We start from the raw sequence: 15055 nt of genomic DNA on the forward strand, positions 1-15055 counted from the left end.
TTCAATTCAATATACTGTTTTAGTACTTTCTATTTTTTTCATTCTCTCTTAATTCAACTCGTCTAATTTTACCTGAAGTTGTTTTTGGCAGCTCATTCATAAATTCTATTTTACGAGGATATTTATAAGGAGCCGTTAATTTCTTGACATGGGATTGCAGCTCTTTCGTTAATTCCTCGTTTCCTTCCATTCCATCTCTAAGAACGACAAATGCCTTCACAACATTCCCTCTTATTGGATCTGGACTTGCTACGACCGCACATTCTTTCACCGCTTTATGTTTAACAAGAGCATCTTCCACTTCAAATGGTCCAATCGTATAGCCAGAACTGATAATAATATCATCTCTTCTACCTTCGAACCAATAATAACCATCTTCATCTTTTCTCGCACGATCCCCTGTGACGTAATACTCCCCGCGAAATTGATTTTGTGTTCTTTCTGGTTCTTTTAAATATTCCTTAAACAACGCTGGCGTATCTTTGTGAACTGCTATATCTCCAACTTCACCAACTGAACAAATTTCACCATCTTCATTGATGATTTCCACCAAATTTCCTGGTGTTGGTTTTCCCATGGAGCCAGGTCTTAATTCGACTCCTTTTGTTATCCCAACTAATAATGTATTTTCTGTTTGTCCATATCCATCACGTACATCTAGGTGGAAATGTTCTTTAAATACATCAATTACTTCCCTGTTTAATGGTTCGCCAGCAGAAACAGCACTTCGTAATTGGTTTAATTGATACTTATGAATATCCTCCACTTTCGCCATTAGACGATACTCTGTTGGTGTACAACAGAAAACATTCACTTCATATTTCTCCAAAAGTTGTAAATATTTTTCTGGATTAAATCGTCCATGATAAACAAGTCCAATTGCTCCAGATCCTAATACTGATAATAAAGGACTCCATACCCATTTTTGCCATCCAGGTCCTGCTGTTGCCCACACTAAATCTCCTTCTTCAATACAGAGCCAATTTGGAGCAGCTGTTCTTAGATGAGCATATGCCCATCCATGCGTATGTACAACACCTTTTGGATTCCCCGTTGTTCCTGAAGTATAGGAAATAAAAGCCGTATCTGTTTTCAATGTAGGAGCTAACTGCAGCTCGTCAGAAACATCTTCTGCTCTTGCATCTAAATGCATCCAGCCTTCTTTTCCTTCTCCCAGCACAAAGCGTTTAATCATATGTATATCTTCTACTAGTTCTAATTCGCCTATGAAAGGATAATAACTAACAACTGCTTTTACGTCTCCATGCTTGATCCGGTATTGCAAATCTTTGGCCCGCAGCATTTCAGAACTTGGTAAAATCGTTAACCCTAGTTTTAAAGCTGCTAAATATACTTGATATGCTTCTATTATTCGTGGAACAATAACAAGCACGACATCTCCTTTTTGTAACCCTTCATCCTTAAATACATTTCCTATTCTATTTGCTGCTTTCATTAAAGAGGAATATGTAACTTCTTTTGTTTCGCCTTCTTCGTTCTCCCATTTCAACGCTAGCCTATCTGGATTCTGGGCAAATTTCTCAATCTCCGAAACAAAATTATATTGTTTGGGAGCTATTAAATCTTCCGTCTTCATAACCTATTCCTCCTGATTCTAATTGTAAATACTTAACCCATTATACTACCCCATTTGTATTTTTTAAATTATTTAAATTTCAAAGCACTAGGAATTTGATAGTTTTTCAAAGAATTACTCTAAAATCTACATGAAAGTTCAATAGAAACTCACTCTGCAAAATGATAAAGTGTTTCTTTTTATAAAAATATCGTAAAGAAAAGAGCAAGGCATAACACCTTGCTCTTTGTAGCCATTTTATTCAATTATTTAGAGAAACCGCCGCCTAATTGTTGCTCAGCCATTTGAACTAAACGTTTAGTGATTTCACCACCAACTGAACCGTTAGCGCGAGAAGTTGTTTCAGCACCTAAGTTTACACCAAACTCAGTAGCGATTTCATATTTCATTTGATCTAGAGCTTGAGAAACTCCAGGTACTAATAATTGATTTGAATTGTTGCTGCTTGCCATGTGTATCACCTCCTTGTGATAATAGAATGTGTAATACACATGGCATTCATTCGTTTTAATTACTGGTAATTCTTCACAAAAATATTGGGGATTTTTGTTAGCAAAAGTTATGATGCTCCACTTAGAAAAGGGAATCCATTTCTGTGTTTATTTTATTTTCTTCTCTTTTCAGGATTATCGTTTCCACATTTTTGACTGCTTCTTCAATCAAAGGCTCAAAATCAGTAAAGCTTTCGTAATACTGTATTTTTTCCTTTTTCGGTTTTGTTTTTGGAGAAGAAGGTACAAATACTGTACAACAATCCTCATATGGACGAATGGAGATATCATGGGTATCAATTTTCTTTGCCCATTCAATAATTTCCTTTTTATCTGTTGTTATTAAAGGTCTTAAAATAGGAGTATTTGTCACGTCATTGATTGCATACATACTTTCTAACGTTTGGCTCGCCACTTGACCTAAGCTCTCACCCGTAATGATAGCTAGTGCTTCTTGTCTTTTCCGAATTTCGTCTGTGATTCTTAACATAATTCTTCGTGTTGCAGTCATCGTATAGTTCTCTGGAATTTGTTTATGAATCAACTGCTGGATTGTCGTAAATGGAACAATATGCAAGACAAAATGTCCGTTAAAACGAGCCAGTTTCTCCGAAATATCAATTACCTTTTGTTTAGCTCTTTCACTAGTAAATGGCGGACTAAAGAAATGTACTCCCTCTACTTCTAATCCCCTTTTCATGGACAAGTATCCAGCTACCGGACTATCCAATCCTCCAGATAACATCAACATCGCTTTTCCACTTGTTCCTGAAGGTAATCCTCCTGCTCCTGCTATATTTTCACAGGAAAGATAGATCGCTTCTGTTCTGACTTCAATTTGGACATTTATATCAGGGTTTTTAACATCTACTTTTAAACCAAGGATATTTTTTAATAAATGACCACCAATCGCCTGATTTATTTCATTAGTATCAAGTTCAAACCCTTTGTCTGCACGTCGAGCACTTATTTTAAAAGTAGATCCTTCCTCATATAAAGAAGTAACAATATCTAAAGCAGCCGCTTTGATTATTTCGATATCTCTTTCTAGCTTTATTGCAGGACTAAAAGATTGAATGCCAAAGATATTTTTAAGAACTTTGGAAATCTCCTCCACATCTTCCCCATTTAATAATACATACATTCTTTCTCTTTTTGCTTCAATAGACACAGCTGGAAACGCCTCTAAAGCCTTGGCGATTGTCCGTCTTAATTTATCTACAAATTGTTTTCTATTTCTTCCCTTTGTTGATAGTTCCCCATAGCGTATTAAAATACGATCATATTTCATTTCATTACACCTCTCAACCATTCTTTGATATCTTGTATAGCAGCCACTACTTTTTCCATTTCTTCCATTGTGTTTGCATACGAAAAACTAATTCGAAAAGAGCTTTCAGCAATTTGTTCGGATACACCCATACCTAATAATGTCTTACTAACTTTATTAGTTTTGGAGGAACATGCACTCGTTGTAGAAATATAAATATCACGTTCTTCTAACGCATGAACAAATACCTCTGCTTTTATTCCTTCAATAGAGAAATTAAGAATATGGGGCACACTTTTTCCTAGAGCTGGCGAATGGATAGAGACACCATCTATTCTAGCTAGCTGTTCACGCAAATAAAGATTTATCTGTGTTAGGACAGACATTTTCTTTTTTTGATTTTGTAGCTGCATTCGTAATGCCTTGGCAGTTGCTACTGCTCCAGCTACATTCTCGGTCCCACTTCTAAAAGCATTTTCTTGACCACCACCTGCTAATAGCGGTTGAATCCTTTTACCTTCTTTTATATATAGAACGCCATTTCCTTTAAGTCCATGAAATTTATGAGCTGAAATCGTATAAGCGTCTATATTTGCTTTCTTTAAAGAAATTGGCTGCTTTCCAATTCCTTGAACGCCATCCACATGAAAAAAAACATGCGGATAATTAGATAAAAACCTGCCTATTTCTTCAATCGGCTGAATTGAACCTACTTCATTATTAACATGCATCACCGAGACAAGGATGGTTTCTTTACGAATCTGTTTGATTATATCCTCTGCAGAAACTTGTCCATATTCATTAACGGGTACATACGTAATAGTAAATCCATCTTCTTCTAATTGTTCCATTACCTTGTGAATAGAATCATGTTCAATAGTTGTCGTTATTATATGATTTCCTTTTCCTTTAAATGTACGCGCTATCCCTTTTAAAACAGTATTATTCCCTTCCGTTCCTCCTGAAGTAAAAAATATTTCATTACTTTTTACTTCTAAGAGCTCAGCAATTTGTTCCCTTGCCTGTATTAGTAATTTCTCCGCTTCCATTCCTATCCCATGGATCGAGGATGGATTCCCAAAATACTTTTGAGATACAGTAGTATATGCATCAAGAACTTCTGAAAAAGGTTTAGTTGTAGCACTATTATCTATATAGATCATTACATCGGGAGTTCCTTTCCTTAAAAAAGTTAACTTTACTTAGTTAAATGGATATATTTATTAACAGCCATTTTGCTGTATCACATCATAAAAACAAAATCTTTTCTAGAAGGTAGTTTCCTTTTAAAAGAGTATTTATCGATTGAAAACTGCAACTGCTTTTTTATGTTCTTTGACAGGATATCCGATAAGTCGAACACTTCACAACAGATGCCCATTACATTTAGGTAATAAGCCCCACCATGAAAGTTTTACTTTATAATGCTACCATATGTTAAAACTTTTGCAAATACACGGATAAGCTACTATGATTTCTTCATTACATAAAAAAAGTCTGAGTTTATTTCCTCAGACTTTTTTGCACATATTGCATTAGCTTTCTAATGTTGATTTTCTTTCCATTCATTTGACCAAGCTTCGATTTTATTCATACTGCCTGGCTCTATTTCTTCGATGGTGGCTGCTGCATATTGCAATGCTTCTTTATAGCGATAGTGTCTAAAATGAGCTTCTGCTTCTAATAAACCTTGATGGACTTTTTGATATTTACGACGATACCTGTTTCCATATTGAATAATTTTCTCTGCTAAATAAACTGTTTCAACCAATTCAATTGTTACATTTACTAGCATTGTCACTTTTTCTTTGGTCACATCAATTATCTTTTTCACTTCAACCATATTTAATGGCGTATGTTCTAGCATTCTTTTTGCTTGATCAATACTCTCTTTTGCTTCTTGCATTAGTTGATTGTATTCCTCTGTGACACCTGGCAAATTGCTATTTGTCACGCTTCTTACCGCATCTGCCACTTGTTTACTTAATTCTCTTAAGCGATTATGGGCAGAAACTTCGTCTTTACGAAGAGCATGCAGCTTTTCAAATAGTGCTTTTTGTTCTAAAGAGGCACTTTCTAACTGTTCCTTTAAATCTTTTAACTCTTCTCCCAAAAGTGTATGTGCTGCAGATTCGGTCAGTAATTTATGCTCTAATACTTCATATTGCTTGAATAGAAAATTTAATTTCTTCTCCAACTTAAATTGAAGCTCAATATCTTCATTATCTAAATTATAGTTCTTTTGTAACAAGCCAACCTCGACTTGAAGCTGCGCATTTCCTTGCTGCACATCTGCTAAGATTTCTTTTGTTGCATTCATATTGATATGGCAATAATTTTTTGCCAGCACTTCTTTTTCTAATAAGTCATAAAGTAAATCTAGCTTATCCTGAATTTCAGAAACAACCTTCTCTACGGCCTCCACATTTCCTTCCTTTAAATCTGTTTCTGTGGAAGCAAGTTCATTAGTTAAACTTGCTATTTCTTCATCCATCTGCAAATGTTCTAAAATGTATCCTTGCTCCAGCATATCTGCATAGCCATCTTTTAACTCATCAAGTTGTTCAGGCAGCTTCGTTTGACATTCAATTAATAATGGAGGAATTTTTTCAATCAAATAAGTAATAGTAGATAAGCGATCTTGGATTTTATAGACTATTTCTCTTGCTTCTAAATAATCTCCATTATTCGTTTTCTCCTCATAAGTAATAAATAATTCCGCTATTTCTTGAAGCATTGTTTCAATCTTTTTCTCTGTATCACCAAAAGTATGGCGATGGGCTAAAAGATTTTTTTTACTGACACGATAGGATTCTTTTAGTTCTTCCATTTCTGTGCGGTTTTTTTCTTCACTACCGACAAGGTTATTAAGCTCTTCTAATAGTGTATCAATTCTTTTATCCACACTTTCCATTTTCATCCGAATTATATCTTGTGTCTTCTTCGCTCTTGGAAAATTATATTTATCAATATAACTCTCTGTATCAAAAAGCAGCTCTTCAATTTCAGGTAATTCAGCCGTAACGATATCGTCCCATTCTTGTCTCCATCTTTCAAATAACTCTTCAGTTTGTCCAATCATATTCAATTGTTTAACCTTCGCGAGTTCTTCCAGTACTGGACGATTCATGATATTTATTTTCCAGTTTTCTAATTCATCGACTCCGTTATAATACTTTCTTTTAATAAAATATCCCGCTACGAATAGGCAAATAACTATCCCTATTCCTCCAATTATGTAATTCATTTGAAGCCCCCTGTTCATACACCGGCCATAATTCCGTATCTATTTTCACTATTTTTTATCAAAATTAAGCAGCAGTAATCCGTAAGTAACAACAATGGATTAAATGCCCTAAAAAACTAAATAGGTTCAACAAATCTGTACGATAACAAAATAAGAAAAAAAATTAAGAGATGTCTCCCTATAAGCAAGTAAAATTCTTTGTATTTATGATAACATGTAAACGACAATTTTTGACTATTATTTTACGTTTTTTTCATAATTTTGTATTCTTTTTTCAAAGTTCGATAGTTATCTTAATTATATAAGGATTAATTCAAAAAAACACGCAGGAAAACTTCTTTATTTACCTTGCTGTTAAATTAAGTATATATTGAATATAGAAGGAATAGAAAGGATGGTAATTACGTTGAAGAAGGACGGACATATTCATACACCATTTTGCCCCCATGGAACGAAGGATTCTCTTAGACAATACGTTGAACAAGCAATTATGCTCGGTTTTACGGAAATGACTTTTACAGAGCATGCGCCATTACCAAAAGGTTTTATCGATACCACACCAACACAGGATAGTAGTATAACGCTGGAAGCACTGCCATTCTACTTAAAGGAAGTTCAGCATATCAAGAAAGAATATGAAGAAAGAATAAAGATCAATATAGGACTCGAGATTGATTATATAGAAGGATTCGAACTAGAAATAAAAGATTTTCTAGCTGAATGGGGACATTTTTTGGACGACAGTATCCTAAGTGTTCACTTTTTGAAAGATCCATTATCTAATCGCTATGATTGTGTGGATTATAGTCCTGAGTATTTTGGACATATGGTGAAACAGTATGGGGGAGTTTCAAGACTATATGACTGCTACTATCAAACACTTCTTAAATCGATTAAAGCAGATCTAGGCCCAGCCAAGCCAAAACGACTAGGCCATATCACCCTTATACATAAATTCCAGCAGCTTTATCCCCAGGAGCAGAACTTTCAAACCATTATTTTCACCATTTTAGATGAAGTGAAAAGCCATGGATATGAACTGGATTATAATGGGGCAGGCGTAAATAAGCCATATTGCAAAGAACCATATCCTCCTAAGTGGATTGTCAAGGAAGCGATAAACCGTCAAATCCCTTTAGTATATGGATCTGATGCTCATCAGGCAAAAGATTTAGGGCAAGGCTGGGACGTTATGTTATGGAATAATCAATAATTCTTTTTCGTTCAAACAAACAACATCGCGAATCCATCGGTGGATCTCTTCTATATACTTTCTTTTAAAGTAGTCCTCATTTAGAAAAATATGAAGAACCTCGGTCACATAATAAGAGTGTATAAAGGGCATCGAGAGTAGTCCTTTTAATTGAATGATACTATAAGAAATAGATTGTTTTCTAAATTCTTTGCTCTCGATCCCCTTTTCAAGGATTTGCGTAAAAATATATCTTTCTTTCACATAATAGGTGGACATTATTTCTCTTACAACTTGGGAATCGATGGATACCTCTCGTAAAACAAATCTTGTCAGCTGTGGATTTTTACATTGATAGGAAATAATGCAATCCACCATTTTTTTTAATTTCTCTGTTGGACTATCAGACTGGAGAAATACTTCTTCAAGCAGTTCTAAATACGTTTCAAAAAAGTTCATATAGCAATACTCTAATAATCCTTGTTTCCCATTGAAATAATACGATATATTGGCAATATTTACATTTGCTAATCCAGCAATATCACGTATAGAAGTACCATGATAGCCTTTTTGATTAAATAAAGAAATGGCTGCTTCTACAATGGCATCCCTTGTTGAAATTTCTTTCATCTAGTCTACCTCTTTTCTGTTGCGAATCATTAAAAAGTATGGTTGAATAATAAAAACTTCTATATAATTGAGAAAGACTGTTTTTATGAAGACAATCGTTTTCTATTTAATTACAATTTCTTTATCAGCGGAAAGAATCCTTTAAAAACCTTCCGACAAAGTGCTGGATTCTTCTGTATTTATCGTCAAAAAAACACATTTAAAACGAGAAAGATTGGTGATATACATGTTTAGTGTCGAAACATATAATGGTAACCGTGAACAACAGTATCAATTAGTTGAAAAGCAATTACGTGCTTTATTAGAGGGAGAACATAATGCTATTGCGAATCTTTCTAATGCATCCGCATTATTGAATCAATTTTTGCAAAACATCAATTGGGTGGGTTTTTATCTAGTGGAAGAAAATGAACTAGTTCTTGGACCATTCCAAGGATTACCTGCTTGTGTTCGAATTCCATTTGGGAGAGGGGTTTGTGGTACAGCCGCTCACAATAAAGAAACAGTAAGAGTTGAAGATGTCCATCAATTCCCTGGCCATATTGCGTGTGATGCCGCTTCTCAATCCGAAATTGTAATCCCATTAGTAAAAGAAGATGGCACATTAATTGGAGTGCTTGATATCGATTCCCCAGAAAAGAATCGATTTGATGAATTGGATCAAAAATACTTAGAATTATTCGCTTCTACTTTAGTTAAGTATTTATAATAATAGGAATAATTTTGTTATTGTCAGCTTGCAAAAAAGGTGTTTTATCTTTCCTCTGGAGAAAGGTAAAACACCCTTTTATTCTCTAAATAAGAAGAGTATTTTGAATGATAACCTTATCTTTTCCTGTTTCTTTTGCCGTATACAAGGCTTTATCAGCACGCTTAAAAAGAGTATGATACGTATCATTACTTTGTTTATTCCAATAAGCAACCCCGCATGAAATGGTTACTGCTGGTTTAGAATTTCTCCTTACCTTTTTTACTAATCTTTCTGCAATAGTTACACCTAAAGAGAGAGGAACTCTAGGGAGGTAAATAGCTAATTCCTCTCCCCCCCATCTAGAGCCAATATCAGAACTTCGAATATTATCTTTTATAATATTCGCTACCTGAATAATAATATCATCGCCAATTTGATGACCATATGTGTCATTTATCAATTTAAAATCATCAATATCGATTAAAATAAACGTTCCTTCTTTATCTTCCAGTAAAGACATTTGGATTTTTTCATCCAAATAATTTCTTGAATATAATTTTGTTAAATGATCTGTAACAACCATTTTTTCTAATTCTTCTCTTAACAAAGAATTGGTTAAGGCAAGGGTAGAATGATGAATCAATGATTGTAATAGTTTAAATGTATCAAAAGAAAAATGATAGGCAGAAGGATGTATGACAATCGCAACCCCCTTTAATACACCTGTCTGCATCATTGGCACAGCCATAATGGATTTATATCGTGCTCCCTCAAGCTGCATACTAAAATCTCCTAGAAACAGAGAATCTTTCTCGATCTGAATTTTTTCTTTAACATATTTAATATATTGCTGTGATTCTTGATTAAAAAAGAAAGAGGAGCTCCCGGACAGCACTTTTGTAGAATTGTTTTCAAGTGAAAATAAGATAAATCCTACTTCTTTTGCATCAAAACTAGCAGATATTCTTTCACAAATATAGTTCATCATTTCATTTAAACGTAAATTGGAATTTAATTGATGAGAAGCCTCATTAATTAGTTGCAAATCAGTAACTAATTTTTTAGATTGTTGATATAACTGAGCATTTTCCAAAGCCCCTCCTGCTGTATTAGCTAATAAAGAAATAAATTCCACTTCGTTTTTCGGAAAGGAGATTGCATTCGGAACAATAATTTGCAAAACGCCATATACACCTTGTTTTCCTTTCAAAGGTGCATAGATAACCGAACTTTTTTCCCCTTTCAAGTTTTCGAATTGTAATTCAGCTGTAACATAAGCCTCCATTGCAGCCATATTTTCGCCATTGTATTCTAAGTCCTTAACTGGTAAATCTGTTGGACTATTGTTATCATGGGAAAGCAGAAGAAAATAATGATAGAATGGGTAAACTTCCTTTAAAGTGAAGATAACTTCTCTTAATACGTCTTCCATCATCATGGATGAATGAAACTTCTCCGTCACTTTAAATAACTGCTTGTATTTCTTTTTTTCTTTCATTGTATCCACAATATTCTGCATGTTTGTAAAAAAGATTCCAACTTCTTTACCTGCCATATCAAACAAAAGACTCTCTCCATGGGGGTCATCCAATAGTTCCTTCTTCATTTTAATTGCTAAAATATAATCAACTTGTTCTTTTTCCTTGTTCTTAAGTGCTAACAACATATAATCATGTACCGAATCATCTTTTATAGAAGTTCGAGAGAATTTATATTCACATAGAAAAGATATGTCTTCATTCAGATAAACAGCCTGCTCCTTGCAATTCTTTATTACAGTTGAAGACACAATCGTCCAATTCGCATTCCATTCTTCGATAGAATATAAAGTTACTTCAACGGCACCAAGTACTTCTTGGATTGCTTCAAGTGCTGCTTGCATGATGATGCCGATGTTTTCATTTATCACTTTCATACTATATAAATCAAAAAAACGACTTTTTAACATTATTATTTTTTGGTGGCCAAGGAAGTCCATGTATTTATCACCTAATTCACCTAACTATTCTTTCTTTGATTATTTATTCCTATTTTTAGCTAGACAAAATAAACCAATATATTCCATCTCGTCGTAAATAAATTCCATCCATTTTAGTTATTCAATAATAAATATAGTTTTGGAATTCAATCGTAAACAAATTTCTGAGAAACAAACCACATAATTAAAAACAGGGAAATAATTTCTTTGAGGACGTAAACTAATAATGCTAAAAACAAAAACAGTTCTAATTACTTATAATATATACCTATTCAAACAGGAGGAATATTACTCATAAAAGCCTTCAAAGCATTACAACACAATAGGCTTTTCATGAAAATATGTATATGAACAAGTGATTTCTGGGAAATATCACCTAAATGTATAAATCTAGTTAAATTATACTAATTATATCATATTGGCAATAAATAGGTAGAAAAAAATATAAGTGATATTCTAAAATTTTTCCTGATAGTAACCTATCAGCAAATACTACTTGACTTTTCACCTATAAAAAACATATAATATTCTTTGTGTAAAATAGCGCAGCATATGTAAACACTTTTTGTCTTATTTTGTTCCTCAAATATTAATTTGATGGTGTATTGGGTAACCCTTGGCTGCTAGGGCGAAGGTACAGGAAGACAAAATAATCAAAAAGAAATGTTACATCTGTTTTTATTTTACCAAATAAAAACATGAAGGAGGAGTCAATTATGGCTCGTTATACAGGTCCAAGCTGGAAACTTTCTCGTCGTCTTGGTATTTCTTTAAGTGGAACAGGTAAGGAGTTAGATAAACGCCCTTACGCTCCAGGACAACACGGTCCAAACCAACGTAAAAAATTATCAGAATACGGTTTACAATTACAAGAAAAACAAAAACTTCGTCACATGTATGGTGTGAACGAACGTCAGTTCCGTAATCTTTTTGATATCGCAGGTAAAATGGCTGGTAAGCATGGTGAAAACTTCATGATCTTATTAGAAACTCGCCTAGATAACGTTGTTTACCGTTTAGGTTTAGCTCGTACTCGTCGTCAAGCACGTCAATTAGTTAACCATGGTCATATCTTAGTAGATGGCAAACGTCTTGATATCCCATCATACCGCGTTAAGGCTGGTCAAACTATCACTTTACGTGAAAAATCTCGCAACCTTGAAGTTGTTAAAGAAGCAGTAGAAGTAAATAACTTCGTACCTGATTTCTTAACTTTTGATGCAGATAAATTAGAAGGTACATTCACTCGTTTACCAGAACGTTCTGAATTACCAGCTGAAATTAACGAAGCTCTTATCGTTGAGTTCTATTCTCGTTAATAGAATTGCTAAAAAAAGTCCCTTTTTCCTTTTGGAAACAGGGCTTTTTTTATGATATATTTCTTTTTCTAGTCACAATTGTTTTTTCCTCCCAAAGGAAAAAGTAGTTCTCCCCAATTAGTCTTCTCTTTCAATTTTGGTCTTTTCACTAAAATATTGTTTATATATAATCCCTCTTCATAAAAAAATGTCGCTACTTGCACTTGGTGAAAAAAAGGAAAGAATAAATCTTTTATTCTCATTTCTATATCCCTTGAATATTTAATATTCGGCAGGCTAATTTGAATAACAGTCTTTTCTCTTTTTTGTTGATATACAAGCCAATATTCATGGACAACCTGGTTTATTATTTGCTGAAATCCCCATTTTTCCTTCTTCTTTTCTTCCCTGCTAGTAAGACTTATTTTATCACCTAATATCTCTTGATTCTTAAATAGTTCTATTATACCGTCTTTTTGGAAATCCACACTCCATTCGGGGGAAACAAGATCTCCTGTTAGAATTGTCGGAAAGCAGTCCATTCGATCTTCTACTTTTGTTTGTTGATTTAAATAATCTATTATCGCCATATAGGATGACCGACTATCACATTGATTCACTTGCATGAGGATTTGTTCATATATATCCTGGCGTAAATTAATTAAAGTAACAACATTATTTTTCCACTTCACTTTATCAAAAAGCATTTGAAATTCCGGAATCACATAGCTGCTCTCAAAACGACTTAAAGGGTATTGAAAAGCGATGGAATAATGATCCTTTTCATAATACTTCATCATAAACATTCGCATTACAACATACTCTAAAAAAGGAGACGGTACATTTAAGACTTCACTGTTTAGTTTCATCGATTACACAGGAAAAGTAAGTCTATTACATCTTCCCGTTTCTCCCTCCTTCAACAATTGTTTATTTTAAGTATAAAACAATTTATTGGATAAACAGATTAGAAATGGAAAAAAATATATCTTTTTCACATTTTAGACAATATATTGTAACAAAATGTTGCCATTAAAAATGCAGGATAATGAAAAATAATTCCTCATTTCATTAAACACCATTATTTCTTTTCCAAAAAACCATCCTAAAAGTTACCTTTTAGGATGGTTGCCATTAAAACTTAATTAAATAATATTTTTTCTTGCCTCGTCGAATCACGGTAAACTGTCCTTCAATTCGATCTTCTTCTGTAAGTGCATAATCTAGTTCCTGTTTGCGCTCTCCATTAATATAGACAGCACCATTTGTTATATCTTCGCGCGCTTGTCTTTTTGAGGATACAATACCAGCAGCCACTAGTATATCAACAAGCAGAGCTTCTCCTTCTGTATGTTCATATGTTGGCACATCTTTAAAGCCTTGTTTGATTTCTTCTGCCGTTAAATTTTTTATGTCTCCACTAAAAAGCGCTGCCGTTATTTTTTGTGCCTGTTCTAGTGCAGCTTCTCCATGAATTAATTTCGTCATCTCTTCCGCTAATGTTTTTTGTGCTTTGCGGAGATGAGCCTCTTCTTGCACAGATTTTTCTAATTCCTCAATTTCCTCTTTAGAAAGGAAAGTAAAGAATTTTAGATACTTAATCACATCAGCATCTGCTGTGTTAATCCAAAATTGATAAAATTCATAAGGAGTGGTTTTTTCAGGATCTAACCAAATAGCACCACTTTCCGTTTTACCAAACTTTGTACCATCTGCCTTTGTCACAAGCGGAATGGTTAAACCAAACGCCTTAGCCCCTTCTGACATGTTCTTTCTAATTAATTCTAATCCTGTGGTAATATTTCCCCATTGGTCGCTTCCTCCAATTTGCAATTTACAATCATGATGTTCATATAAATGTAAAAAGTCTAATGCTTGTAAAATTGTATACGTGAATTCAGTAAAGGAAATTCCTGTTTCTAAACGATTAGCAATGGTATCTTTTGCTAACATATAATTTATTCCAATGTGTTTTCCATAATCACGTAAGAATGTAACAATATCCATTTTCCCTGCCCAATCATAGTTATTGACCATAATTGCAGCATTTGTTCCCTCAAAATCAAAGATTCTTTCCAATTGTCCTTGCAAGCATTTCACATTATAGCCAATAACATCTAATGTTTGCAGCTTTCTTTCTTCGCTTTTTCCACTCGGATCCCCAATTAAACCTGTTGCGCCACCTACTAATACAATAGGACGATGTCCTGCGTTTTGAAAACGTCTTAACGTTAAAAACGGTAATAGATGTCCAATATGCATGCTATCAGCAGTAGGGTCTACTCCACAGTATAAACTAGTCATTTCTTTTTCTAATTGTTCTTTCAAGCCTGCTTCATCTGTCTGTTGGTAAATAATACCTCTCCATTGAAGATCTTCTAGTAAATTCATGTATATTCCTCCATTTTAAAGTAAAATATCCTTGTCCTATTTTTCGTTATTGATTAAATAACACAAAAAGTCCCTGCATCTAATATGCAGGGACGCCAAATCAGCGCGGTACCACCCATAACTTGAGAAAATAGATTCTCCACTTCATTAGAATAACGGTCCACGCCGTTCACTGCTACTAATTTAAAATAACTTTCCCAGTGAAAGCTCCAGGAGGTAATTCATTCTTTTATTTATGCCATTTTGCACCGACCAATGGCTCTCTGTTTA

12 protein-coding genes and 1 other annotated feature (1 of these 13 cut by a window edge) are annotated in these 15055 nt (G+C 34.0%); of the genes, 3 read left to right on the forward strand and 9 right to left on the reverse strand.

All coding sequences use genetic code 11. The annotated features are described in order from the left end of the window. Positions 1–19: 19 nt before the first annotated feature. The 5 genes from mbcS to ezrA all read right to left on the reverse strand — a co-directional run bounded on the left by mbcS (position 20) and on the right by ezrA (position 6605). Positions 20–1597, reverse strand: coding sequence for an acyl-CoA synthetase MbcS (mbcS, locus tag NSQ89_RS15530; RefSeq protein ID WP_341132892.1), 1578 nt, complete (start codon positions 1595–1597; stop codon positions 20–22). Positions 1598–1842: 245 nt separating this feature from the next. Further along, a complete protein-coding gene (locus tag NSQ89_RS15535) occupies positions 1843–2049 on the reverse strand; it encodes an alpha/beta-type small acid-soluble spore protein (RefSeq protein ID WP_031534962.1) in 207 nt (68 codons plus the stop codon). Between the two features lie 121 nt (positions 2050–2170). Continuing rightward, positions 2171–3379, reverse strand: a complete 1209-nt coding sequence (gene thiI / locus NSQ89_RS15540) for a tRNA uracil 4-sulfurtransferase ThiI (protein WP_341132893.1) — start codon at positions 3377–3379, stop codon at positions 2171–2173. Then, the gene (locus NSQ89_RS15545) at positions 3376–4521 is read right to left on the reverse strand and encodes a cysteine desulfurase family protein (protein WP_061798746.1); all 1146 of its coding nucleotides are present in this window, start codon (positions 4519–4521) and stop codon (positions 3376–3378) included. Before NSQ89_RS15545 ends, thiI begins: the two co-directional genes overlap by 4 nt. 380 nt (positions 4522–4901) lie before the next feature. Then, on the reverse strand, positions 4902–6605 hold the full coding sequence (gene ezrA, locus NSQ89_RS15550; protein WP_341132894.1) for a septation ring formation regulator EzrA: 1704 nt from the start codon (positions 6603–6605) through the stop codon (positions 4902–4904). 406 nt (positions 6606–7011) lie between these two features. Here ezrA and hisJ point away from each other — a divergent pair, with 406 nt between their 5' ends. Beyond that, a complete protein-coding gene (gene hisJ, locus NSQ89_RS15555) occupies positions 7012–7818 on the forward strand; it encodes a histidinol-phosphatase HisJ (RefSeq protein WP_047942138.1) in 807 nt (268 codons plus the stop codon). On the opposite strand, the gene refZ is transcribed toward hisJ, so the two are convergent. Beyond that, entirely contained in the window at positions 7801–8427 is a 627-nt protein-coding gene (gene refZ, locus NSQ89_RS15560; protein WP_047941832.1) for a forespore capture DNA-binding protein RefZ, read from the reverse strand. The two genes, hisJ and refZ, sit on opposite strands and share 18 nt — an antisense overlap. 226 nt (positions 8428–8653) lie before the next feature. On the opposite strand from refZ, the gene NSQ89_RS15565 reads away from it, so the two are divergent. Then, positions 8654–9136, forward strand: coding sequence for a GAF domain-containing protein (locus NSQ89_RS15565; RefSeq protein ID WP_047941831.1), 483 nt, complete (start codon positions 8654–8656; stop codon positions 9134–9136). Positions 9137–9221: 85 nt separating this feature from the next. On the opposite strand, the gene NSQ89_RS15570 is transcribed toward NSQ89_RS15565, so the two are convergent. Continuing rightward, positions 9222–11096 carry a sensor domain-containing diguanylate cyclase gene (locus tag NSQ89_RS15570; protein ID WP_341132895.1) on the reverse strand — a complete coding sequence of 625 codons (1875 nt, stop codon included), beginning with the start codon at positions 11094–11096 and terminating at the stop codon, positions 9222–9224. 716 nt (positions 11097–11812) lie between these two features. Between NSQ89_RS15570 and rpsD the strand changes: the two genes are divergently transcribed. Next, entirely contained in the window at positions 11813–12415 is a 603-nt protein-coding gene (rpsD, locus tag NSQ89_RS15575) for a 30S ribosomal protein S4 (RefSeq protein WP_047941829.1), read from the forward strand. Between the two features lie 68 nt (positions 12416–12483). Here the strand turns inward: rpsD and NSQ89_RS15580 are convergent, their stop codons facing one another. Together NSQ89_RS15580 and tyrS are read right to left on the reverse strand one after the other, a co-directional pair. Beyond that, entirely contained in the window at positions 12484–13206 is a 723-nt protein-coding gene (locus tag NSQ89_RS15580; protein ID WP_141232337.1) for a hypothetical protein, read from the reverse strand. Between the two features lie 322 nt (positions 13207–13528). Beyond that, positions 13529–14785, reverse strand: coding sequence for a tyrosine--tRNA ligase (gene tyrS, locus NSQ89_RS15585; RefSeq protein ID WP_061798754.1), 1257 nt, complete (start codon positions 14783–14785; stop codon positions 13529–13531). 85 nt (positions 14786–14870) lie between these two features. Next, positions 14871–15055 (reverse strand) — a binding site (T-box leader); it runs 40 nt beyond the window's last position.

It is taken from the genome of Niallia sp. FSL R7-0648 (assembly GCF_038007005.1).
Lineage (GTDB): Bacteria > Bacillota > Bacilli > Bacillales > Cytobacillaceae > Niallia > Niallia circulans.